This window comes from Flavivirga eckloniae (assembly GCF_002886045.1).
GTDB lineage: Bacteria > Bacteroidota > Bacteroidia > Flavobacteriales > Flavobacteriaceae > Flavivirga > Flavivirga eckloniae.
In genome coordinates, this window is record NZ_CP025791.1 from 1,290,943 (window position 1) to 1,314,191 (window position 23,249).

General features: G+C 31.0%; 21 protein-coding genes. 2 read left to right on the plus strand and 19 right to left on the minus strand.

Annotation, left to right across the window (positions count from 1 at the left end):
• Window position 1: 1 nt before the first annotated feature.
• Complete coding sequence (locus C1H87_RS05290; protein ID WP_102754818.1) at window positions 2-874, minus strand: DUF808 domain-containing protein; 873 nt, start codon at window positions 872-874, stop codon at window positions 2-4.
• Window positions 875-880: 6 nt separating this feature from the next.
• A complete protein-coding gene (locus C1H87_RS05295) occupies window positions 881-1,633 on the minus strand; it encodes a CDP-alcohol phosphatidyltransferase family protein (protein WP_199769335.1) in 753 nt (250 codons plus the stop codon).
• Window positions 1,634-1,856: 223 nt separating this feature from the next.
• On the opposite strand from C1H87_RS05295, the gene C1H87_RS05300 reads away from it, so the two are divergent.
• The gene (locus tag C1H87_RS05300; protein ID WP_233783355.1) at window positions 1,857-2,927 is read left to right on the plus strand and encodes a putative type IX sorting system protein PorV2; all 1,071 of its coding nucleotides are present in this window, start codon (window positions 1,857-1,859) and stop codon (window positions 2,925-2,927) included.
• A gap of 11 nt (window positions 2,928-2,938) precedes the next feature.
• Window positions 2,939-4,105 carry a lipoprotein N-acyltransferase Lnb domain-containing protein gene (locus C1H87_RS05305; protein ID WP_102754820.1) on the plus strand — a complete coding sequence of 389 codons (1,167 nt, stop codon included), beginning with the start codon at window positions 2,939-2,941 and terminating at the stop codon, window positions 4,103-4,105.
• A gap of 250 nt (window positions 4,106-4,355) precedes the next feature.
• Here the strand turns inward: C1H87_RS05305 and C1H87_RS05310 are convergent, their stop codons facing one another.
• From C1H87_RS05310 to C1H87_RS05390, 17 genes are all read right to left on the minus strand, one after another.
• Complete coding sequence (locus tag C1H87_RS05310) at window positions 4,356-5,747, minus strand: sugar transferase (protein WP_102754821.1); 1,392 nt, start codon at window positions 5,745-5,747, stop codon at window positions 4,356-4,358.
• A gap of 54 nt (window positions 5,748-5,801) precedes the next feature.
• A complete protein-coding gene (locus tag C1H87_RS05315; protein ID WP_102754822.1) occupies window positions 5,802-6,812 on the minus strand; it encodes a glycosyltransferase family 4 protein in 1,011 nt (336 codons plus the stop codon).
• A complete protein-coding gene (locus C1H87_RS05320; RefSeq protein ID WP_233783357.1) occupies window positions 6,772-7,920 on the minus strand; it encodes an O-antigen ligase family protein in 1,149 nt (382 codons plus the stop codon). The genes C1H87_RS05315 and C1H87_RS05320 overlap by 41 nt, the downstream gene beginning before the upstream one ends.
• Window positions 7,921-8,123: 203 nt before the next feature.
• The gene (locus C1H87_RS05325; RefSeq protein ID WP_102754823.1) at window positions 8,124-9,200 is read right to left on the minus strand and encodes a glycosyltransferase; all 1,077 of its coding nucleotides are present in this window, start codon (window positions 9,198-9,200) and stop codon (window positions 8,124-8,126) included.
• Window positions 9,200-10,315 carry a glycosyltransferase family 4 protein gene (locus C1H87_RS05330; RefSeq protein ID WP_102754824.1) on the minus strand — a complete coding sequence of 372 codons (1,116 nt, stop codon included), beginning with the start codon at window positions 10,313-10,315 and terminating at the stop codon, window positions 9,200-9,202. The genes C1H87_RS05325 and C1H87_RS05330 overlap by 1 nt, the downstream gene beginning before the upstream one ends.
• Complete coding sequence (locus C1H87_RS05335) at window positions 10,312-11,307, minus strand: glycosyltransferase family 2 protein (RefSeq protein WP_102754825.1); 996 nt, start codon at window positions 11,305-11,307, stop codon at window positions 10,312-10,314. Before C1H87_RS05335 ends, C1H87_RS05330 begins: the two co-directional genes overlap by 4 nt.
• Window positions 11,307-12,860, minus strand: coding sequence for a glycosyltransferase family 2 protein (locus C1H87_RS05340; protein ID WP_102754826.1), 1,554 nt, complete (start codon window positions 12,858-12,860; stop codon window positions 11,307-11,309). The genes C1H87_RS05335 and C1H87_RS05340 overlap by 1 nt, the downstream gene beginning before the upstream one ends.
• The gene (locus C1H87_RS05345; RefSeq protein ID WP_102754827.1) at window positions 12,857-13,999 is read right to left on the minus strand and encodes a glycosyltransferase family 4 protein; all 1,143 of its coding nucleotides are present in this window, start codon (window positions 13,997-13,999) and stop codon (window positions 12,857-12,859) included. Before C1H87_RS05345 ends, C1H87_RS05340 begins: the two co-directional genes overlap by 4 nt.
• Window positions 13,996-15,390 (minus strand): UDP-glycosyltransferase, encoded by a 1,395-nt coding sequence (locus C1H87_RS05350; protein ID WP_102754828.1) that lies wholly within the window; start codon window positions 15,388-15,390, stop codon window positions 13,996-13,998. Before C1H87_RS05350 ends, C1H87_RS05345 begins: the two co-directional genes overlap by 4 nt.
• The gene (neuC, locus tag C1H87_RS05355) at window positions 15,390-16,511 is read right to left on the minus strand and encodes a UDP-N-acetylglucosamine 2-epimerase (protein WP_102754829.1); all 1,122 of its coding nucleotides are present in this window, start codon (window positions 16,509-16,511) and stop codon (window positions 15,390-15,392) included. The genes C1H87_RS05350 and neuC overlap by 1 nt, the downstream gene beginning before the upstream one ends.
• 16 nt (window positions 16,512-16,527) lie before the next feature.
• Window positions 16,528-17,580, minus strand: coding sequence for an N-acetylneuraminate synthase (gene neuB, locus C1H87_RS05360; protein WP_102754830.1), 1,053 nt, complete (start codon window positions 17,578-17,580; stop codon window positions 16,528-16,530).
• Window positions 17,573-18,262 (minus strand): acylneuraminate cytidylyltransferase family protein, encoded by a 690-nt coding sequence (locus C1H87_RS05365; protein WP_102754831.1) that lies wholly within the window; start codon window positions 18,260-18,262, stop codon window positions 17,573-17,575. Before C1H87_RS05365 ends, neuB begins: the two co-directional genes overlap by 8 nt.
• Window positions 18,252-18,989 carry an FkbM family methyltransferase gene (locus tag C1H87_RS05370; RefSeq protein ID WP_102754832.1) on the minus strand — a complete coding sequence of 246 codons (738 nt, stop codon included), beginning with the start codon at window positions 18,987-18,989 and terminating at the stop codon, window positions 18,252-18,254. The genes C1H87_RS05365 and C1H87_RS05370 overlap by 11 nt, the downstream gene beginning before the upstream one ends.
• Window positions 18,989-20,086, minus strand: a complete 1,098-nt coding sequence (locus tag C1H87_RS05375) for a glycosyltransferase family 4 protein (protein WP_102754833.1) — start codon at window positions 20,084-20,086, stop codon at window positions 18,989-18,991. Before C1H87_RS05375 ends, C1H87_RS05370 begins: the two co-directional genes overlap by 1 nt.
• A 15-nt stretch (window positions 20,087-20,101) precedes the next feature.
• Window positions 20,102-21,181: a glycosyltransferase family 2 protein gene (locus C1H87_RS05380; RefSeq protein WP_102754834.1), complete on the minus strand. Its 1,080-nt coding sequence runs from the start codon at window positions 21,179-21,181 to the stop codon at window positions 20,102-20,104.
• An 8-nt stretch (window positions 21,182-21,189) separates the two neighbouring features.
• Complete coding sequence (locus C1H87_RS05385) at window positions 21,190-22,134, minus strand: glycosyltransferase family 2 protein (RefSeq protein WP_102754835.1); 945 nt, start codon at window positions 22,132-22,134, stop codon at window positions 21,190-21,192.
• Window positions 22,135-23,244 carry a glycosyltransferase gene (locus C1H87_RS05390; RefSeq protein ID WP_158655130.1) on the minus strand — a complete coding sequence of 370 codons (1,110 nt, stop codon included), beginning with the start codon at window positions 23,242-23,244 and terminating at the stop codon, window positions 22,135-22,137.
• Between the last annotated feature and the right edge of the window lie 5 nt (window positions 23,245-23,249).

A 23,249-nucleotide genomic window follows, 5' to 3' on the forward strand; every position in this document is an offset into this window, starting at 1 on the left:
ATTAAAATAATTTCTTCTTAATAGCCTTAAACAACATAACCAATACAAGAGCTGCAAAACCAACCAATAAGCCAACAATAAAATCCTTTACAAAAGACGGCAATACTTCCAAAAAGTGATGGAAAAATTCAATATTATGAACAAAGATGCCTCCTGCTACTAAAATAAGGGCAATGGTACCTATTACCGATAAACTTTTAATAACTACCGGCAATGCTTTTATTAAAAAGTTTCCTATAAACTTTGAAATACTCTTTTCTTTTTTACTAAAACGAACAAGTCTGTATCCCAAATCGTCCATTCTAACAATTAGAGCTACTATGCCATAAACACCAACAGTAGCTATTAAAGCCACAATGGTTACAACTAATATTTGAAATAAAATAGGTTTATCTAAAACTGTCCCTATAGCAATAATGACAATCTCTACTGATAAAATAAAGTCGGTAAAAATGGCTGATTTTATTTTCTTTTTCTCAAGAATTGACTGTTCTTCTTCAGATAAATCTGAATTAGCAATGGTCTCTACCGCGTGTTTATGAGGCACAAAAAACTCATATATTTTTTCGACACCCTCAAAAGCTAGATAGACACCTCCCAACACCAATGATAAAGTAACTGCCCATGGGGCAAAAGCACTCAATAAAAAAGCAATGGGTAAAATAATTAATTTGTTAAGTGCAGATCCTTTGGTAATTGCCCATAAAACTGGTAATTCCCTTGAAGAAACAAAACCTGTAGCCTTTTCGGCATTTACGGCTAAATCATCTCCTAAAATACCTGCTGTTTTTTTGGTAGTAATCTTACTCATCACTACAACGTCGTCCATTAAAGCAGCTATATCATCTAATAGTGCAAAAAAACCTGATGCCATTCTTGATTATTTGGTAGTTAAATTGTCTAAAACCGACATGATTATATAAAGCAAAATAATGGTGGGTATCGCAGCAAATTGTAGCGTAATCAATAGCACGATACAAAGCAGTATAAAAATATACCGTGTTGCGTTTGTTTTAAAACTCCAATCTTTAAACTTTAAAGCGAATAATTTTATGTTTGCATTTAACAGGTAGCAACTTAAAAAGGTTAAACCAATTAAAAACCATTTGTTAAGAATTATACCATTAATAAAATCACTGTCTTGAAATTCCATTATTAACGGCAACGATACAATTAATAATGTGTTTGCCGGAGTTGGTAAACCTTTAAAAAAGTTTTGTTGTTCGGTATCTAAATTAAAATTCGCCAAACGGTAAGCAGAAGCTAGCGTTATTAACAATCCTAAAAGAGGCAATATTGGTAGATCAAAATCTAACCAACCAGTATTTGATGACCAATCGCCATCTACCGTATTTGAAGTATTTACTGTTAATGCTAGCAGTTTATACATAACAATCCCGGGCACCAAACCACTTGTTACCATATCTGCAAGCGAATCCAACTGTAAACCCAGTTCACTTTGAACATTAAGTTTTCTGGCTGCAAAACCGTCAAAAAAGTCAAAAAAGATACCTAAGAAAACAAAAAATGAAGCTGTAATAAAATTATCTTGGATAGCAAAAATAACCGCTATACTTCCACATAACAAATTTAAAAGTGTCAGTGCGTTAGGAATATGTTGCTTCATATACATCTATTTGGTTTTGTAAAAATAACAAACAATTACTGTGTAAAACAAGTATTAAACAATATCTATTCTAATTTCAAGTTTATAGGTTAGTAAATTGTATTGTTTAATCATGATTGGCTTAATTTGAGCAACTATTTATAAAGCGCTTAATGAAAACTATGTAAGTTTAAATCTGATATTTTATGATTAAATTGGTATTATGTGCATATTTGTAAAAAAATTGCAATTGAAAAATTACATAACCGCATTGTTCTGTACATTATCTGTGACAGTATTCAGCCAAACCGTTAGAAAGTATTCCAACGAGTTTATGAATATTGGTGTAGATGCTGCTGCTCTGGGTATGAGTAGTGCTGTTACATCTCATACTGCCGATGTTAATGCTGGTTATTGGAATCCTGCTGGATTGCTAAAAATAGAAGACAATCAGCTGGCTTTAATGCATTCCAGCTACTTTGCTAATATTGCCAATTACGATTATGCAGCTTTCGCAATGCCTATAGATAAACAAAGTGTTATTGGTATCTCATTAATTCGTTTTGCTGTTGATGATATTTTAAACACCACGCAACTTATAGACGAACAAGGCAATATAAACTACGATAGAATTAGTTTATTTTCTGCAGCAGACTATGGGTTAACATTTTCGTATGCAAGACACCTGCCTGTACAAGGGCTACAGTATGGTGTAAATGCTAAAGTAATTAGACGAGTTATTGGTGATTTTGCTTCTTCTTGGGGGTTTGGTTTAGATTTTGGAATGCAGTTCGAAACTAATAACAACTGGAAATTTGGTTTTATGGCTCGTGACATTACGACAACGTTCAACGCATGGGCTATTGACAAAGATGAATTTGCAAAAATTCAAAATGCTGTAGCAGGTCAAAATCAAGAATTACCAGAAACTTCGGAAATTACTATTCCTAAGTTACAAATTGGGGTTTCTAAACTCATTGATTTTAACGTCGATTATTCACTACTAACTGCACTAAATTTAAATGTCCGTTTTGAAGAAAACAATGATATCATCTCGTCATCATTTGCAAGTGTAAACCCAGCTTTAGGATTTGAGTTTAGTTATATAGACATGGTTTTTTTACGTACCGGTATGGGTAATTTTCAAAATGAATTGCAAATTGACAATTCGGAACAGCTAAGCTTTCAACCTAGTTTTGGTGTTGGCTTTAAATACAATGGGGTACAAATTGATTATGCGTTTACCGATATTGGAGACCAAAGTGTAGCCTTATATTCTAATGTGTTTTCACTAAAACTCGATTTTAGTATCTTTAGATAATTTTATTTTAGATGCATAAAACTCTACTCTTTTTATTTCTTTTTTTATTTGTCGAAATAAGCGCCATCGCGCAAAAAAACACATTATCTCCCAATGCTGAAATTAGCGTGCTTACTATTGGTCCAGGCACCTCTTTGAATGACGCTTTTGGGCATAGTGCCTTTAGAATAAAAGATTCGAGTGGTATTGATGTAGTTTTTAATTATGGTGTTTATGATTTCGAAGCGCCTTATTTTATATTAAAATTCGCCCAGGGAAAATTGAACTACCTCATAGGAGTTGATCGCTATGCAGATTTTTATGGAAGCTATACAGCTCAAAACAGAACCATTAAAGAACAAGTTTTAAACTTAACTGAAAAAGAAAAACAAATACTGTTTGATTATTTACTAAACAATATTAAACCAGAAAACAGAAGGTATTTATACGATTTCTTTTTTGATAATTGTGCTACAAAAATTAAGGATGTTGCTAATATTAGTTTAAATAATACCATTGTTTTTAATACTCCCGAAGATCAAAAGGAAGCTACATTTAGGACTTTAATTCAAAATAACCTTAACAGAAATTCGTGGGGAAGTTTTGGTATTGACCTCGCTTTGGGTTCTGTTATTGATAAAAATGCAACTGCTGAGGAGCATATGTTTTTACCTGAAAACATCTATCATTTTTTTGCTATTGCCACAATAAACAACAAACCTTTGGTTAAAAAGAGTCAAGTTTTATATACTAAAAGAGACACCTCAAAACCAAATACATTTTTTACCAGTCCGCTTTTTATTCTAGGTATTATAGGCGCTTTAATCCTTTTTATAACTTATAGAGACTTAAAAAAGAACAAACAGAGTGTATGGCTGGATGCTGCTCTTTTTAGCATCACTGGTCTTATAGGGATTATGTTATTACTACTTTGGTTTGCAACCGATCATAAAGGAACGCATCAAAATTATAATTTGCTTTGGGCGTGTGCTTTAAATATTCTGGTTATTCCTCAATTGTTTAGAAAGGCAATAAAACCTTGGTTTATTAAGTATTTGAAGTTTTTAGTAATCTTGCTATGTCTATTAACATTGCATTGGATTATAGGAGTTCAGGTATTTGCAATTGGGGCAATTCCTTTGTTAATAGCTCTCTTTATTAGATATATTTATTTGATTTCTTATTACAATAGGAGATAATGCAGAAGTCTCGTGAGTAAGCTATAATCATGAATATTTTATGACCTTGCTAAGATGCAAGACGCGAAGCTTATAATAGCCCTCATCTGTAAATCAACCGATTCTCTCATACTGAATACTGATTGCTGAAAACTGAATACTTTATAATCTCGCAAAGGCGCTAAGATCATTGTACCAATCATGAGCAAATCAACTGATTTATTTATACTGATAACTGAAAAACACTGAACACCGAACACTGAACACTAAACTACTGCCCTCTAAAGTAAATCATGGTACTTATCGTTTTTACCAAAATGTTTAAATCTAAAAAGAAGCTTTTACGTTTTATGTAGTACAGATCGTACTGTAATTTTAGTAAGCTATCATCAACAGAGGAACCATATCTGGTTTTAACCTGTGCCCAACCTGTAAGACCTGGTTTAACGATATGACGTGTTTCATAAAAAGGTAGCATTTGCGACAATTCTTTAACAAAATATGGACGTTCTGGTCTAGGGCCAATTAAACTCATTTCCCCTTTTAGTACGTTAATGAATTGAGGCATTTCATCTATTCTCGAATATCTTAAAAACTTACCAAAGGAAGTAATTCTTTTATCTCCTTTTTTAGCCCAAACTGCACCTGATTTTTCTGCGTTTTTAATCATGGTTCTGTATTTCAGAATCTTAAAAACCTTGCCGTTTTTGCCTATTCTCTCTTGAGAGTAAATTAGAGGACCTCGATTCGCAATAATATTCCCTAACAAAATGAGTGGTAGGAAAAATATCCCTACAAAAACTCCAACTATGGAAACAAAAATGTCGAAAAAACGATGAAAAAATAGATACAATTTATTTTGGTTACTTCTACTAAATGGGAAATATTTATAAAAATCCTTCCCAACAAATTGTACAGGAATACGCTGTGCTAATTCCTCATACACTTGTGTATATTCTTTTATTGGAAAACCTTCTTCCAGAAGTGATATAAGCGAATAATAAATCTCTGAAGTAATAGATTCTGAATTATAGCTTGCCACTACAATTTCTGATATGTTTTCATCCTTAATTACCTGTCGTATTTGACTGGGCTTATATTCTGGTATTGCATTAAATTTAACAGATTCCATACTGTTTAACTCGCAGTTAATAAACCCTTTTATTTTATAATTAGGATCCGAATTATTAAATGCTTCAACAATAGTTTCAATATTAGACGTTTCTCCAATTATGAGTACTTTTTTATAAAATCTAGGCGAGATGATAAAAGTTATATAGGCAAGCCTCCATAGAAATAGAGCTATGAATATTGCAAAATAAAAATACAAGATTTGTAAACGATTATCTGGTAATACTGGCGTAAAAAATGGTGTTAAAAAGTAAAATAGAACGGTTATAGACACCGTAAAAACAATACTGGTGAAGATCTTATCAATCTTACTGGACTTCTGTAAATCATAAAGTTCAAAGATAGTACCGAATATCCAAATGTATAAAACAAGAATAAGAATCCAAGTCCAGTTTTCTTTTTTGATCGTAAAATAATCAAAATCAAAGGTGTTGCCCACAAAATAAAGCACCAATAGTATTGAAAAAATATCTAAAATGCGTAATAAAATTTTACGCTCAGACAGGTTGAAATGAATGCTTTGGTTAGTCATTTATAGTTTTATTGAGAGACCTTAAAGATAACAAGTAAATTCATTTGTTAAAACTTATTCTAAAACTTTATTCCATTGATTTCTAATTACATTCCAATCAAACTGTTCTATCTTTTCTCTCGCATTTATAGCTATAGTATTGGATGCTTCTGGTGAATTCAACAGCTTCTTAACAGCTATAACAAATGCTTTTTCCGAATCTGGCTCTACCAAAATACCTGTAACATCATTATCAATTAGAAAGGGCATCCCTCCTACGTTCGTAGAAATAACCGGTAAGCCTAAAGCCATAGCTTCAATAACACTAACAGGCATATTATCAAAATTCGTGGTATTAATAAAAATGTTGTACTTCTTTGAGATTTCTATCCATTCTTGTTTCGATAATTTTCCCGTAAAAGTAACATCTACATCCAACTCCTTTGCGTAGTTCATTACTGTGTCCATACTTCCGTCACTATCTGGCCCTACCATACAAAGCTCAGCTTCTATCTCTAAATCTTTTAAACTCTTTAAAAGCTTAATTGCTAATATAGGGTTATATATCTTCGAAAAAGATCGTACCCATAACAACCTTACTTTATCAATAGATCTTTTTTTGAATGGATAATAATTAAGTTCTATTGAATTTGGAATACAAACGATATTATGATACCCTAAATCTTTAAAATTCGATTGTATATATTCTGATGGTGCAACATTCTTATATGCATTATTAAATATTGCCCTAGACAATTTGGGTGATTGTTTTAATCGAACCGGTAGGTTACCTCCATGAAGAATAGGAATATATTTTAGTTTAAGAAGTCTACATAGTTGACTTACGAAATAAGCGTAATAAAAATTTAATGTGCTATAGGTATCAATTAAAACAAAGTCTGCCTTGTTTTTGAATTTAAGAACACTGTACATCATATCAAACATTCTAAGCAATTTATTTGATTTACTTGAAGATGTTTTAACAATAAAACCTTCAGCCTTTAATAGCTTGCTTAAAATTTCAATTGAGGCTTTATTTTTACCCTTATTTGATAATTGGTTTCCTATGTATAATAGGTTTTTCATAATGTATATTTAATAAACATAGCCCATAAACAAAAGCTGGCGCTGCAATACGCATAGACGAATGGCTAATTGTTAGAAACCAAAACAAATAAAATGAGTAGAAATACACATTTTTTTTATTTCTAAATCTTAAAAACAATGGGGTAAATAATAATATCGAAAAAGCTACAATACCAAAAACCCCATGTTCGCCGACTATTCGACTCATTTCATTATGAGAAGCGGCTGTTATTCCTTCCTTTTCAAATCTTAATTCCTTAAGCTTACCAACACCAACACCCAGAAAAGGGTTTTCAAAAAACTCTTTTAATTCATTGGCAAATAAATCTGTTCTTCCTGTAGTAATATCACTTTTTTCTCTCCCTAACGCATCTTGATTACTATATCTTTTATCTATTAACCCTCCTGTATTTAATGAACTTATATACCAAGTAAGAAGCACACCAAAACAAAAAATAAAACCCGAAAATAACATTCTGTTTCTTGTTATAGACGTTGATTTAAAATATAATAGAACTACAAAAGCAAAAATTATTATTATTGCAACAAAAACACCTCCTCTACTAAAAGTCACAATAGCTCTATAAGCCATTAAGGCTAAAATTATAATATTTAAAACTTTTAAAAATAACGCCTTAGATTGTAAAAACAATCTACCTGCCAACAAGAAAACACCTAACCCTAATACTGTAGATACTTGATTTGGACCAAAGCCCCCAGAAGCTGCAAAGTTTGATTGCGTTCCAGATAAAACATCTTTAATGCTCGGATTATACAAAAATAAATAGACAGTGGTTGTCATAATTGGCAATATCGTTGCTAATAATATTTCCTGCAATTGCTTTATTGTTACGTTTCTTTCAAAACAATACACGGCAACAATTCCTAAACAAACAGGGCCACTTAAATTAAAAGCAATGGCTGTTCTTACATTAGTTTCATATCCTAGAGTATTGGACGCTACAATAATCCCTGGTATTAATACTAATAAATAAACAACATATATAAATGATTTTTTTCCTGCACCGTCCCCAAGAATCATTCCTATTAATAAAAAAAGAATAACGAAATATTTAGATGCCTCATATATAAGGTTACCACCTGTCATTCTTAAAAAAACCTCAGAACCTACTATATAAGCACACGATATTAATACGGATAAGTATCTTTTTTGGGGAGAAGCGTTGAATATATTGTAAGTACATAGTACCAATATTGCAATAAAATAAACTTTAGATAAAGACTCAAAAAAGTAAATACAAACACCAATTAATACGTGTATAATTATCTGCACTATGTAACTATACTGTTTCACTCTTTTGTGTAAATTGAAATTAATTGGTTAATGGAATTTTGCGCGCTAAAATTATCTTCTATATTTTTATAAAGCATTTCTCCAGAGGACACTCTTAAAGTTTTATTATTAATATAATTTGATAAAGCTTCCGAAAAAGCACTTTCATCATTCGATGCTACTAATACGCCTTCTTTTCGATCTCTAATTACTTTATTGCAATCTCCTACATCTGTAGCGATAACTGCTAATTTGGCTAGCCCATATTCTATAATAGCCAAAGGTAACCCTTCAGAAGTTGAAGACAATACTCCTATATCACTTTGTTCTAATATTTGTTTAATATCTTGTTTTAAACCATACAGGAATACTCTCTTCTCTAAAGAATTCTCCTGTATAAATTTATTTAGATTTTCTGAGTATTCATCGTTAAAATCTTCTCCAATTAAGTGTAAAGTCCAATCTTTAAAAGCATTACTTATATTAGAAAAAGCTTTAAGTAACAGTATATGATTTTTTGGATTTCTTAAATTTGCCAAACAAACTATACGTTTACCCTCAACTCCTTCCATTATAGTTTTTCGTTCCTCTTCTTTTTCTTTTAAAACTGAAAAATTTGGCAAATAATAAACATCTTTTACATACAAGGTATTTTCTGCCCAAAGCTTTAAATCAATATTTACCACTATGGCTTTATAAAAAAAACGGGAACAAAATTTTAATACACTATTAGCATATAAATTTGACGAACTTCTATTTCCATTATGGTCATGCCACACAATTTTTATTTTCCAATTAAAAAACTTTAATAATGTAGCAAAAAAATAAGACGTCGCATGTGCATGAATAATCGTAATTTTATTTTCCTTAATGAACTTATTTAAAGTTTTAATAGCTGTAAAATCTACAGAGGATTTCTTTTTTAAAAACAAATACTTTACTTTTTCATGAAGAGATTTTTTTAAAGGCCCTTCTTCTCTTGTAGTACATAAAAATACACCTTCAATTTCTTTGGTTAACAAATTGGCATAATTAACCGCAATACTTTCAGCTCCTCCAATTTGTAAAGAATCTATTAATTGTAAAACTCTCATTATTGATTAAGTAATTTAACTATCTCTTTTTCAAAGGCCTCTAACGTATAATTGTGAGACCATCTACTTGCAAATTTAGACATGGTTTCCAAATTATTCTTGTTTTTCAACTGATCCTTTATACTTTCAACTGCAGTATCTATATTAGGTTCTATTAAAATTCCTCTTTTTCCATAATCTAACATAAAAGGTACGCATGATATTTTTGTAGCAATTGGAATTACTCCAAAAAACATAGCTTCTGCTACGGCTTTTGGCCATCCTTCAGATTTTGATGGTAATATTAAAAAATGCGATGTTTTTAATACCTCTTGTATAACCTCTTTTGTCTGGCTTCCTTTTAAATGAATTGTAGCTTCTAAATTATTATCAGCAATATACTGTTGTAATTCATCTTTTAAAATACCATCTCCATACAATTCCAGTACAGCTTTCTTATTTTCTTGTATAGCTTCAACAATTTTAATAGCTAACAAAGGATTTTTCCCTTTAACTAAACTTCCAATAAAAACGAAACGAATTTCATTATTATAATCACGCTTTAAAGGAGTTACAACATCATCCTCACTAAAACTTGCTGTAAAAAAAGCTTTTATATTTTTTGATTGATTTTTCCAAGCGCCATACACCAACACTTTTATATTTTTACTTAAAAATGTGTTGCTCAAAATTAATTTTTGAAACCTATAGCTTAATGGTTGCTTACTATTAGGGTCCCAATTCCCTGCATATTTAGCAGTTTTTGTTTTTTTTGGAAAAAAGATTTGGATTAAACATCCTAGCAAAGCAATATTCCCAGGACAACGTAAATGTATATGATCTGCTTTACGACATGCTTTAAAAATTGAAATAAGAATTACAGGTATTTTAATTATTGAATTCAAGCTTTTTATTACTGAAGTAAAAGCTATTGAAGGAATCGTATTAAAAATTATGTCTTCGCGAGTATATGCCATCTCTAAATTAGTGATTGAGTGCTTAAATTCTGGTGCTATTACTTCTACCTCATCAACATGGTTTAACCATAAGTTCATTTCTCGTACATAAGGTGCATAGGCATAGAGTGAATTTCCTAATTGCTTATGTAATGCATGTGAAATGATTAAAAACCTCATTTTTGTATTTTTGGTCTGTTAAAAATTAACGAAAACCAACCTATAGTCCTTCCTAGGCCCTCGGTTAATGCTTCTTTTCTTTTATTGGTATTAATAGTATTAGAAAATCTAATAATTGTTAATAACAAAGATGTCATATTCCATTTAAATCTTGCTTTTAAATTTGGCTTAGGATATTTAATCCGCCAAACATACCAACCGTTTCTAACTACCATTTTTCCGTATTTATACTTATTTGGTCTACCGGAATCATCATGGTAATGATATAACTGTGCTGCTGTATTAAGATACAAGTTTCCTATTTTAGAAAGGCGTAAAGAAAAATCGGCATCTTCGTACAGACCGTACCCTTCAAAATAGGTAGAAAAGTTTAATTTATTAAATACTTCTTTTTTATAAGAGGAAACGCCTCCCATAATTTGTTCTACTTCATAAATTTTTCTTGATGGGGGTAAAAAACTAACGGATCTGCCATGGGAAAACGTTGGTGAAAAACCTGGAGCGGCATCTGGTAATAATCCAAATAATCTTCGCAATTTAAACCGTGATGGCTCATTACGCATCCAATTATCAAAATAAAACTTGTTTTTATTTTGGGAGTTGTCTGTTTCTTTCCATAAACTATCGTTTACAATATATCCGCCAACAGCAAGCGCATCACTTTTTATTTTATATGTTTTTAAAATATTTTCGAAGTAATCACTTTTTAAAACTATGTCATCGTCTAAAAAGCATATAATTTCTGAAGCTTCGTTAACCAGGTTGATTCCAAAATTACGTTGTTTGGTTAAGCCCCTATTTTTTTCATCTACTTTAAAATAGCTTAATTTTTTAAAGTTTTTATTTTCTAACAGTTCTTGGGTTTTATCGTCTTTAGAACCATCGATAATTAAAATTTCATCTGGATATAAGGATTGTTTTTCTACTGAAATTAATAATTTCAACAGAGGTTCGTCCCTCATATAAGTGCATATAATTAACGAAAAATACATTAATTCTTATTATTGTTTTTTAGTTCGTTTGCCCAATATTTGCTTCGTTGCCACTGTTTTAAAAACACTTTAAAATATCTTAAAGGGTTTTTAATGTTTTGGTACTTATAATATTCTATTAATAGTCTTGTTTGATATCCTAAAAGTTGATGCTCGGTTGTGTTGTTTAACCTATTGAACATAACGGTAGGCGAAGGTTTTGGCTGTATACTATCGTTACTCCAAATATGTTCAATAGTTGTTCTAAACCCTCCTACTGGTGCTTTTAAGTGTAAAATCTTAATGTTCGGGAAATATATAACATCAACACCAATATTACGTAATTGCATACCAAAATCTACATCTTCGCCATAACCATGTTCTAACACCATATTGAATGCTACACTTTTTAAATATTCTGATTTTAAAACACTACTACCAGCTCCAAATGTATACCATTGTATGGGTTCGTTTTGAGTTTCCTTTTCATCCTTCTGGAGATAGGACATGGTAATGCAACCCAATTTGTAGGTTTCTAAAGTATTAATAACATTATGCAATAAATCATTATGAAATTCATTATCGTCGTCTGCCAGATACACATAATCTGCCGTAACCTCTTTTAATGCCAGATTTCTAGCATTACATGCTCCGGTTTGGTGAATGAATTTATGAATTATCTTAAAGGGCCATGTTTTAGATTCTATATAGTTTAATTCTGTCTTACTATTTTGAACCGGGTCTTGTTCTACTATAATTACTTTTTGAGGTTTTAAGGTTTGCTTTGACAGATCTTCTAGAACATTATACAGGTATTTTTTTCTACCTATTGTCGGTATAATAACATCAATTGAAGGGGATTCGTTTTCAATTTTAGAAAAGTTAACAGTTTCAATTTTAAAATTGTTTTGAAATCTTACTTTAGAATAAAACAAGGCATTTATTAGAGCTCGTAATGGTATCTTTTTTTCATGTCTAAAATAATTTATAAACAGCATGATTATCCATGAATATTTGTAATGCTGTTTAACAAATTTGAACAATGTTACTATAGAACTTTGTTCGTTTACTTCATCTATTGTCTTTTTGTTTATCAAATTCGGATTCGAATAACAAAACAATCCTTTTGCTATTCCTAGTTTAGCAATAGAATTTAACACATAATCAAACGAATTGTTTAATGATATCTGACCTTTGAATTTTAATAAAGCAGTCCCATAAATAGCACCTATTTGACTACTCATTATCCATGTGGGGTACTTTACTTGTTTATTAACTTTTATAAACGGAGACGTATCTTCTACATATCCTATTTGTTCTGGAAAATAATTCTTTTCTGAACAAGCATACGATACCATTATATTTTGTAGATGAAATGACTCTAAAATACCCTTAATATTTAAATTGTCTTTGTGCGCTTCATTACACCATATAATAATTTCATTCGGAAATAGTTTTGCTACTTCAAATAATGATACAGATATTTTTTTTTCGTTAATGGGAATAACAGCGTTTTCCTCATTAAGGTTTGTAACGTTTACAATTGTTTTTCCATTATGAGTTAATAAAATCATATAAGTGATTTATAATAACTAATATTCTTTTTCACCTGCTTATCAATATCAAAGTCTGCCTTTACCTTTTCTCTGGAGTGCTTACCTATTTTGGTGCATAAATCAATATCGTTAAACAAGGTAACAATTCTTTCTGCATACAAATCTATATTATCGGGGTGTACTAAATACCCGCTAATTTGATCGTCAATCAATTCTTTAGCCCATCCAATATTAGTGTTTACGACAGGTTTTTGCAATGCCATAGATTCAATAGTTACCATTCCTAAAGTTTCTGCAAAAGATGGAAATGCGCATACATTGGCACTTTTTATATACTCATTTATTTGGGCATATGGTACTTTACCCAAATAGGAAGCTTGCTTTTTTGCTTGAGGCGTAAATATTTGCTCCATTAATTCGTAAGTCGAATGGCTTCCTGTTTTATAATCACCTGAATCACTTCCAATTAAAATAAGCTTGGCATCTGGTACAGATTCTATGACTTTATTGAATGTTTTGGCAAGTTCAAAAACTCCTTTTTTTCTTATAATAGTACCGATATACAATAACGTATTAGCTTCAAACTTTTGAGGTGTTTCATTTACAAAGCCCTCTAAATTCAATCCATAATGAATCGTTTTTATCTTATCCTTATTTAAACCAAAAATCTTTTGGGTTTCTTCTCCTGCAAATCTTGTTGGAGCTATATAAGCATCGGCATTTTTTAAAGCCAGTTTTTCAAAGAAAAAATTCTTAAACTTCTGCTTTCGTTTTTCTAGCTTACAAAAATAAGCGTCGCTACCATGAAACCTTATAACTAAAGGTTTTTTGAATGTCATAAAAGCTGTAATACCCGTCCAATCTGGCGCTTCAAGTAGATCTATCTTATTTTTTTCAACAATATTATTTATATATTTATTAAGATATTTTCTATACAAATACCATCCAAAAGCTTTATAAAACTTAGATTTTATAAGGTGAATTTCAACTCCATTGTCATATATCACGTCATCTTCATCTTGATGGTAAACAAACACAATTACTTTTATGTCACTTTTAATTAATTGCGTTATTAAATTTTTAGTACTTGTTGCAAGACCGGCAGCAAGTTTTACTCTAGGGTGTGGATATTCTGGTGTAATAAAACCTACTGTCATCTTTTAATAATGTCTTTAATAGCTAAAACTATGTTATTTGATGCTTCGTCCACTGGATGCTGGTTTATTATTTTAAACCAATCGGAGGCTGCTTTTATATGGTCTTCGTTATTCGTTAAAGCTTGTTCTAATTTTTGTGCTATTTCTTTTGGATTGTCTAGCCAAACAACACAATCTTTGGTTGGCATCGACTCAAAGTGTAAATACTTATAAATCTTTTTAACAGACCAATCTTGAAGCTTTTTGTTTGCAACATCATAGTTTATATAGGCGCATGGTTTATTTTCGATTACATAGTCAAAAACCATAGTAGAGCCAAGATTGATAACCATTTCTGAATGCAAAACGGTTTCTTTTAGCAAATGTAAATCTTCCTTTTTAGGTAAAATGGTATCCCATTGTTCATTTAATTTGGTCCATTTAGGATTTATTGGGGTTATCACCTCTTTGAAGTTTTCTAGTACAGCATCGTATCTGTTAGAAAAATCTACAGGACACCTTCTAAAGATCAAGCCCAAGTTATGGCCTCTGGTATTCAATTCCCGCAATGCTTTAGCAGTATCTTCCAAATACTGTGGATCATCCGGACTCGTTGTTACATCATCGCCAGAGTAACAAATATATTTTTTTGAATGGTCTAGTTTATATTGCTCAAAAAAAGCATCTTTAGGTGTTATGTGCTCTCCAAATATTGATTCAAATTGAGGCGTTCCCGTTACGTATACTTTGTCTTCTTCAATGTATGGATAGTAGCGTAAAAGTTCATCTTTCATATAATCGCTCCAGACTATATAATAATCTGTTTCTACTACCATGGTTGCTTTAGGAAGGTTATCCCAGGAAAAAATAAATGTAGCTGTTGGTATTCCTAAATCTTTAGCGGCTGTTATTGGAGCAATAGCAATAACCGGTCTTTGATTGGTACAAAATAAAATGGATGGTTTATTTGCCTTTAAACAGTCTGAACATTGCTTATAGTATAATGTTTTACGTTCAAACTGAATGATTTTGGTTCTTATCTTTAATAATCCTTTTTCTGAGTTATTAAAAAAGATCAATGCCCTGCATAATGCGCTTTTAAACGCCTTTTTGGGCGTACTATAATTGAAAGGAAACTTGTATGTACTGAAAGCTGTATTGGAAAACTTCTTTCTATATATATTAAGTTCTATATGTTTTCTTGCTGTTTTGTATACATCTGTTAACTTATAAAGCTTAGGTTTTGGAAGTTTTACTTCATTGAATCCCAAATCACCTAATTCAAAAGGAGTAGCATTCCAAAAACAAGCTTCAAAACCACTTTTCAACGCTTTTTTATAAAAGTTAGAATAAGCGAAATTTTTTAAGCTTATTCCATCGGGCAATAGTATTAGAACCTTTAATTTATCCATTAAGAGTCTTTAAATTGTTTTTGATGATTTATACTCCAACATCTTTCGGAGTTTAAAAAACTAAAAAAATGTTGGGCGCTATTCCCGTTACCATAATCTAATACGGTATTGTTTATTGTTTTTGGCATTTTAAAAATAGCATCCACTATCTCTTTTGCATTATAATTAACATTAACAATTTGATTATTAGTAGTCCTGTTTTCTTGTCTGGTACCAATATTTATTGTTGGTATATTATAGGCAGGCGCTTCTCTTATGCCTGCACTACTGTTACCAATTATGAATTCAGAATTTTTCAATAGTGTTAAAAAGTATTCAAATCTAATTGAAGGAAAGATTCTAACATTTCTATTGTTTTTAAGTTTTTGGTACGCTTCTATTATTGTTTTACTCCCCAAATCGTTGTTAGGGTAAATAAGTACGTAGTTTTTATTGCTTTGCGTTAATGCTTCAATAAAATTATCGATATGTTCTTTAATACTTTCTATTTCTGTCGTTACGGGATGGTACATTGCCAAAGCATACGACTCAAAATCTATTTCGTAATATTGTTTCACAACATCTAGCGATGGCAATACATTTGAAAACATGATATCTAAATCCGGAGACCCAATAATTTCTATGGAATGGGGTAATTCTCCCATTTGTATGAGCCTCTTTTTCGCTAATTCATTGGCAACAAAATGTATGTGGCTCATTTTAGACGTTGAATGTCTTATTAATTCATCAATGGTTCCGGTAACCTCCCCGCCTTCTATGTGCGCTACCAATATATTATTTAACGATCCAACAATAGCTCCTGCCAAAGCTTCTACTCTATCGCCATGAACAACTATTAAGTCTGGTTTTATTTTATTTATAAAAGAAGAAAAGCCTTGAATGGTCTTCCCTAAGGTTAGATCCATTGTTGCTTCGTCGGTATGATTGTTAAATGTTTCAATATTCTTATACCCGCAGCGTTGCACTTCTATTAATGTATACCCATATTCTTCTAACATGTGCATCCCTGTTACAAAAACATGCGATTCAAAATTTGCATCATTTTCAATAACTTGAATCAATGATTTAATTTTACCAAAATCTGCTCTTGTGCCTGTTAAAAAAACTATTCTTTTTGGCATTAAATACTATTCTAAATTAATTATAACCTTCAATATCGTTTGGAGATAAATGGGTATCGTTTTTTACATCTCTTGTTGCTATTTTTCCAATAACATTATTAAAATGTTCGGCTAAAATAGGCCCAGTTCCCGGACGTTTAACCCATATATTGTCTTTTGTAAAAACATCTCCTTTTTTTATTTCTTTTATGCTGCAAACGGTAGCAAAAGCAAAATCTATGGTAATCTTCTCTTCTTTTGCTGGTTCTTTTTTACCGCCTCGCATTAGGGCTATTTCGTTAGCATTTATTATAAGTTCCTTACATGCTTTTTCGTCCATACTGCATATAATATCCGGTCCTTTACGTTGCATGTGGTCTGTAAAATGACGTTCTAAAACAGAAGCTCCCAATGCTACTGCTCCTAAACAAGCATTGTTATTTAAGGTGTGATCACTTAAGCCAAATACCTTATCGGGAAAAGCCTCATGTAATTCTTGCATGGCACCAAAACGTACTAAATGTATAGGTGTTGGATACAAGTTTGTTGTATGCAATAAGACTACAGGAACATCATGTTTATCGAAAATATCAACCGCTTTCTTTACGCTTTCTATAGTATTCATACCAGTACTTAGAATTACTGGTTTGCCAAACTTAGCAATATGTTCCAATAATGGATAATTATTACATTCGCCAGAACCAATTTTATAGGCTGGTACTTCCATGCTTTTTAACCTATTAGCTGCTGCTCTGGAAAACGGTGTAGAAATAAATATCATGCCTTTTTGCTCAACATACTCTTTAAGCGCAATCTCATCAGATTCATTAAGCGCACATCGTTTCATGACTTCGTAAATGGAAACATCTGTATTTCCTGGTATTACCTTTTTGGCTTCACCACTCATTTCATCTTCTACAATATGGGTTTGATGCTTAATAATTTCAGCTCCTGCTCTATGCGCTGCATCAACCATTTCTTTTGCAACTGTTAACGATCCTTCGTGGTTAATTCCAATTTCGGCGATGACTAATGGCGGAAAATCTATTCCTATTTTTCTTCCTGAAATTTCTATATAAGGGTTATTCATCTTTTTGTTGTTCTAGAGTAAATTCTGCTAGTTTAAAATCATCCATAGTATCTATGTCTACATTAGCAAATGCATGATCTACGATGACAGGTATATTATTATTTGAAATGATTTTATCGTCTAGTATAAGCTCACGCTTTGTTATATACAACAACCCATTTTCATAGTATAAAGGCTCTAAATCCTGACTTCTTTGCCCCATATTATATAAAAATGGTTCGTATGTGTTGTTTACTATTTTTCCTAGTTTATGATGGTTTTTTGTAACTGTAATTAAACTATCTGCGCCTTCTTCTATGATTTTATCACAGGCACTTTTTAATAGATTCTTGGGACGTAAAGGATTGGTTGGTTGTAATAGTATTACAAAATCGTATGTTTCGTTAAGTGTTAACAAAGCATGCTTTAAGGCTGATACCGTAGAGGCTTTATTACCCGATATTTCTTTGGGTCTATCTATTACCTGTACATTGTTTTTTAATGCAATCCTTTTTATTTCCTGATCGTCTGTAGTCACGACTATTTTTTCAACATAATCTAAATTGGATTTTGCGAAATCGATACTATACTCAATTAAGGGTTTGTTTTTAAGAGGTAAAACATTTTTTTTAGGTAACCGTTCTGAACCTCCCCTTGCTGGTATTATAACAACAAATGTTTTATTTAACTTGTTAGTTTTCATACAACAACATTGTTTTTATTGCAGTTACATCCGATTTATCTATAAGCAATTGATAATCGTACTTGCTTAATAATTCTCTAATTTCTGAGAATTGATCGGCAGCCTTCTTGTCCGTTCTAAAACCATGTTCGAAATGAATAATTGAAGGTGAAACACTATCAAAATCCATATTCATTATAATATCATAATCATAACCTTCGGCATCGAGAACTAATAAATCTAATTGCTTGATATTATTCTCGTTTATAAACGCACTTAAACTTGTACATTTTACTTTTTCTTCTGTTATGTATTGCGATGGTATGTTTGTTTTTTTATGATGGTCTTTATCGAAAGAGGCAATGCCTAATGCAAACTCCGGCAATTTATCTTCATACTGTTTTGCTACTTTAAAAATAGACGTTTCGGTTAGGGTATTATGAATAGCGTAGTTTACTGGTTTAATGTTTGGAAAATCCTTGTATGTTTCTTTTAAATCATTAAAATAATCCTGGATAGGTTCTAAAACATAACCGCTAACATGTAATCTGTTATATTTTATAAATTCATAAATAGGGTCAAATCTTTTACCGTCGTTTGCTCCTACTTGTATAAAGTTTATTTTATGTTCTTTTTTTATCTTTTGATATAAAATACTTTCTAAAAAATTAAAATAGGATACAGAACTAATTCTATAGCCCTTTTTATTTATTATATGCTTTATTCTTTTTTTAATGTACTTCTTCATTAATTTATGTCTATGCTAATTTTAGCATTGTTTATAATGGCATTCATGCCTTTATTCCATTGGTTAGAACTGTAAAGCCCTGCTGGTAGTTGTTCTTTTTTATATCTGTTATTTAGAAAGTCCTGAATGGCATTTACCCAATCTTCTATAAAATGTGGGTTATCGATTAGCTTTCCATACTTTCCATTTTGTAACACTTCTGCAACACCTCCTAAGTTTGAAGCGATACAGTAATTGCCACAGTGTAATGCTTCTATTAAGCTTAACCCAAAACCTTCATGGGTTAGGGTTGGAAATAAATAACAATCGGATATTTGATAATATTCTGGTAATTCACCATTAGGAACAAGTCCCAAAAACTTCACCCCTTCAATATCTTGATCTCTTTTAGCCCCAATAATCCAAAGTTCTATGTTTAATTCATTATTGTATATGCGTTTCCATGCATTTAATATAAGCCCCAGACCTTTTTTAGGTCTGTCTTTTGAACACCATGTAAAAATGGTTTTACCATCTACTTTATGCTTCGTCTTTAGTGCTTTTTTTTCTGATGCTTCAAGTTTATAAAATTTAGAAGTATCTATGCCATTATGAAGCACAGAAAACAAACATGGCAAAATGGTATATGTCTCTTTATGCGCTATATAAGAATCATGTGTTAGCACTATCATTTCGTCAATAAATTCAAAAAACCATCTACTTTCAAAATTGCCAAAAAAGGGAGGATAGCCATGATAAAAAAACTGGATATAAAACCGGTTTTTGTAATTAGATGCATCTAAAAAATCCTTTAGTGCTTTTGCCAAACCAAAATTGTCAACCAATTGAATAATATAGTCCTCTCCGTCAATTATTATCTCGCTTAAAGCTTTTAAATAGTTGGCGTATGGTTTTTTCGTAATTCTTTTTTTTATTTTGGAAGATATTGAGGCATCTATAGTTTTGTATGTAACCTCTGGAATATGTGTTTCTGGGGTTTCACAAATGATATAATCTACTAAATGATTGTTACTAAGGTAGTTTTTGTACATAGTAGTCCAACTTCCTATTTTTTGATAAGGGATAGAAAATTGGGATATTAAAATTACTTTGGCCATACCTTGTATTTATTGCTAAACTAATATTTTAAGCATTATAGATTTTAAATCATCCGAAATTTTATAAACATAATTATATGTATGTAAGTTAGATACGACATAACTTAACACATTATCGTTTATGGTCTTTAAAGTGATATATTCTGGTATGTTTTTACCAAGCATTTTTTTTAATGTGTACTTTTTCGATTTAAAAAAAGGGGCTTCTTTAAAAACAACATGAATATTGATTTTAAGCTCATTACTGCATAATACGTTATAAAACCAATTATCGAATTCTGTCTTTTTGTTTGAAATGATAATGGGCTTATCGTATTCTATTATTTTGTTAAAAGCTGTTTTATCGATCACTTTACCTATTTCATGATCGTTAGCCTTTATTTTTCCAGAAACTCTAACTTGCTTTAAGTAGTCATGATTACGTTGTACAATGCCCTTAATATGTAATTTGGCTGTTAATGCTTTTTGCTCGCTATTAACATAATTTACATGCCATTGATGCAGCATAAGCACTTGATCGCTGTAAAAATGAATATCTTTTTTTGCATGTTTTAATCTAACATGCACATCGGTGTCTTCTGCTCCCCAAAAATGATAATTTTCATCAAATCCATTAAGGCTTCTTAAATCGTTAGTGTTGAACAGAGATATACCGGTAGCTTCGTTTGTTGATTCGAATTTAATTTTATAATCTTCAAACTTCTTCTGCTTTATTGATTCTTCTTTTGATAAAAACCCTACCTTAAAATAAACATTAGAAAAAGTTTTAATCAAATTAAAACTTGTGTTTATAAATTCCGGATGGAATATCATGTCTATATCTGCAACAAAAAAATAAGGTGTTTTTGCGAGGTTTAAAGCAAAATTAAGTGCTTTAGATTTATTCCATGGTTGATACACATTATATGCATAATAATAGGTGGCAAAATCATATTTAGAAACCAAGATTTCAACCTGTTTGGCCATTTCTAGTTTGCTACCATAATCAATAAAAAGAACTGTAAAATCTGTATTTGTTTGAGATACCAGAGATTCGAGAGAATTCTCAATTCTTCGTAAATCCCTGTCTCTATATGGATACACTACAGTAATCATTAATCAATTTATTTTAATAGTTTTTCTCCTTTTCCGGTTAGTTTTAATGATAGGTATGCTAAACTAAACTTTCCCCAATTAATTACAATGTTCATATTAAAAAAAGAAAGTGTTTTTAAGACCTTTATCAAGGCATTAACGCTTTCTTTATCATGGTACAGAAAAGGTAAATATTTAATAATCGTCTTAAAATAAAACAGCCTTAGTGTATTGGTTATTCTTTTTTTGGTTATCAAAATATGAATATATTTTGATGTACTTGCTAATATCGATTTTCTTAATAAAAAATTCTTTTTATTTCCTACCTCTTTGGTTGTACTGGCATCATGCCATCTATAATAAGTTAGGTAGTTATCTATAACAACCATACTGGGATTATCTAATAAAACCCTTGCATAAAAGTCTCTATCCTGTCCAGCCAACAAATCTTCATCAAACAGCACTTTATTTTCTAAAAAGCTTTTTTTCCACATAATATCTGGTAAATACCAAGTAATTTTTAGGGTTAAAAAGTCTTCTAAAATATTACTAGTTAATGTGGTTCTATTTTCCTGACCTACAATGTTATTTATTGTATTTGAAAACATTTTGGTTTTAGAAATAACAGCATCCATATTGTCCTTAAATGCTTCTGCCTTTTTCTTTATAAAATCCGGATGCATGATATCGTCACTGTCAAACCAATTAACATAACTACCTCTACATTTTTCAAACCCATAATTTCTACAAGAATTTGCGCCTTTAATTTTGTTATTGGGTCTTTTAAAAAGTACAAATCTTGAGTCTTCTTCAATAAATCTTTCAATAAGTTTAATAGAATTATCTGTTGAGTGATCGTCTACAATAACACATTCCCAGTTTTTATAAGTCTGGCACTGTATACTTTCTAAAGTTTCTACTAAAAGCGATTCTCTATTATATACTGGTATTATTATGGATACTAATGCTTCCAACTATATTATATTTTGTACTAAACCGTTTATTGTATTAATATGCCTATCCATTAAAAAATTAGCTTTTATAAATTCCTTTCCTGCTTGTCCTAAGGATATTGCTAAATTTTTGTCTTGTAAAATAGTTATCATATGCTCCGTCATGGTATCCACATCATGTTCTTTAAAAAGCAACCCTGTTTTTCCATCAATAATAACTTCTGGTATGCCTGCATGTTTAGAAGTTATAACTGGTACTCCCGCTATACTTGATTCTAGAATGGCTAAGGGTGTTCCTTCCATATCACCATTTGATGCTGTAATAGAGTGTTGTACAAAAGCCATGGATTCTTCTAAATAAGCTTTGAACTCCTGAGGTTTTATAACTCCTAGAAAACTAACGGAATTTTCTATTTTTAAATAGTTAACTAAATTTTTACAGGTTTCCAATAGATTCCCATTACCAGCCATAAGCAGCTTGGCTTCTGGAAACTCTTTTAACACGTTATTAAAAGCTAAAATAGTATAATATGGCGCTTTTTTGTTTGTAAACCGCCCGGCTGCAATAAATTGAGGTTTTAAAAACTGTGGTTTGGCATCTGCAAACAAATTATTTGGTCCATAGATGTTTTTTACAAGCTTACTCTCAGGACATCCTAAAGCGATAAGCTTTTTTTTCATGACTTCTGAAACTACAATAATATATTTTGCATATTTAAACATCTCTAAATACTGAGGTTTAAAGCTATTTATGGTCTCTGTTACTGTGGCATCGTAACCATGAAAATGAATTATTAATGGCAATTTTGAAGTTTTTATCGCATCTATATACATCGCCGCAGTAGTGCCATATTCTGCTAATATAACCTGTATTTTATTTTTTTTCCACGATTTTACAAGTGCTTTACTTTCTGCTCTTAGGGGTTGTTTTTTTATAACATTAATGGCTTTACCTATGTATCTTCCTAAGCCTTTAAAAATTAGGCCTTCACCCTCTAAATGTTGATTATTAGCAGAACCGTAGTAATATTTAACACAACCATGCAATAATGTTTTATGTGCCTGTATAAAGGTCTCAGAGTACGCATTAAGGTTGGGTGTTAATATAGCTATATTTGGTTTTTCTTTCACAGTTT

Coding starts and splice junctions, on each gene's coding strand:
- C1H87_RS05290 (WP_102754818.1), bottom strand. CDS start 874: ATGGCATCAGGTTTTTTTGCACTATTAGATGATATAGCTGCTTTAATG.
- C1H87_RS05295 (WP_199769335.1), bottom strand. CDS start 1,633: ATGTATATGAAGCAACATATTCCTAACGCACTGACACTTTTAAATTTG.
- C1H87_RS05305 (WP_102754820.1), top strand. CDS start 2,939: ATGCATAAAACTCTACTCTTTTTATTTCTTTTTTTATTTGTCGAAATA.
- C1H87_RS05310 (WP_102754821.1), bottom strand. CDS start 5,747: ATGACTAACCAAAGCATTCATTTCAACCTGTCTGAGCGTAAAATTTTA.
- C1H87_RS05315 (WP_102754822.1), bottom strand. CDS start 6,812: ATGAAAAACCTATTATACATAGGAAACCAATTATCAAATAAGGGTAAA.
- C1H87_RS05320 (WP_233783357.1), bottom strand. CDS start 7,920: ATGACAGGTGGTAACCTTATATATGAGGCATCTAAATATTTCGTTATT.
- C1H87_RS05325 (WP_102754823.1), bottom strand. CDS start 9,200: ATGAGAGTTTTACAATTAATAGATTCTTTACAAATTGGAGGAGCTGAA.
- C1H87_RS05330 (WP_102754824.1), bottom strand. CDS start 10,315: ATGAGGTTTTTAATCATTTCACATGCATTACATAAGCAATTAGGAAAT.
- C1H87_RS05335 (WP_102754825.1), bottom strand. CDS start 11,307: ATGTATTTTTCGTTAATTATATGCACTTATATGAGGGACGAACCTCTG.
- C1H87_RS05340 (WP_102754826.1), bottom strand. CDS start 12,860: ATGATTTTATTAACTCATAATGGAAAAACAATTGTAAACGTTACAAAC.
- C1H87_RS05345 (WP_102754827.1), bottom strand. CDS start 13,999: ATGACAGTAGGTTTTATTACACCAGAATATCCACACCCTAGAGTAAAA.
- C1H87_RS05350 (WP_102754828.1), bottom strand. CDS start 15,390: ATGGATAAATTAAAGGTTCTAATACTATTGCCCGATGGAATAAGCTTA.
- neuC (WP_102754829.1), bottom strand. CDS start 16,511: ATGCCAAAAAGAATAGTTTTTTTAACAGGCACAAGAGCAGATTTTGGT.
- neuB (WP_102754830.1), bottom strand. CDS start 17,580: ATGAATAACCCTTATATAGAAATTTCAGGAAGAAAAATAGGAATAGAT.
- C1H87_RS05365 (WP_102754831.1), bottom strand. CDS start 18,262: ATGAAAACTAACAAGTTAAATAAAACATTTGTTGTTATAATACCAGCA.
- C1H87_RS05370 (WP_102754832.1), bottom strand. CDS start 18,989: ATGAAGAAGTACATTAAAAAAAGAATAAAGCATATAATAAATAAAAAG.
- C1H87_RS05375 (WP_102754833.1), bottom strand. CDS start 20,086: ATGGCCAAAGTAATTTTAATATCCCAATTTTCTATCCCTTATCAAAAA.
- C1H87_RS05380 (WP_102754834.1), bottom strand. CDS start 21,181: ATGATTACTGTAGTGTATCCATATAGAGACAGGGATTTACGAAGAATT.